This window comes from Lactobacillus sp. MRS-253-APC-2B, assembly GCF_012843675.1.
Taxonomy (GTDB): domain Bacteria; phylum Bacillota; class Bacilli; order Lactobacillales; family Lactobacillaceae; genus Limosilactobacillus; species Limosilactobacillus pulli.
Map to the genome: position 1 here is coordinate 1 of NZ_JABAFO010000052.1, position 568 is coordinate 568.

Below are 568 nucleotides of genomic sequence, written 5' to 3' on the forward strand. Positions count from 1 at the left end.
CTCTCACGCACGTTCTTCTCTAACAACAGAGCTTTACGAGCCGAAACCCTTCTTCACTCACGCGGTGTTGCTCCATCAGGCTTGCGCCCATTGTGGAAGATTCCCTACTGCTGCCTCCCGTAGGAGTATGGACCGTGTCTCAGTTCCATTGTGGCCGATCAGTCTCTCAACTCGGCTACGCATCACAGCCTTGGTAGGCCGTTACCCTACCAACAAGCTAATGCGCCGCAGGTCCATCCCAAAGTGATAGCCGAAACCATCTTTTAAGTTTGAATCATGCGATTCAAACTGTTATGCGGTATTAGCATCTGTTTCCAAATGTTATCCCCCGCTTTGGGGCAGGTTACCTACGTGTTACTCACCCGTCCGCCACTCGTTGGTAAACCAACGTCAAGTCCGTGCAAGCACGTTCAATCAGTTGGGCCAACGCGTTCGACTTGCATGTATTAGGCACACCGCCGGCGTTCATCCTGAGCCAGGATCAAACTCTCATATAAAATATAAGAACTTGAAAAGCTCAAATTTAAATTAAGCGAATTGACTTCGCAAATGTTTTTGCATCAATCGT

The 568-nt window shown here is 48.6% G+C and carries 1 rRNA gene; it reads right to left on the bottom strand.

Annotated features, from left to right (window positions below):
- Window positions 1–497, bottom strand: a 16S ribosomal RNA gene (locus HF864_RS09390); the annotation flags it as partial.
- Window positions 498–568: the final 71 nt, after the last annotated feature.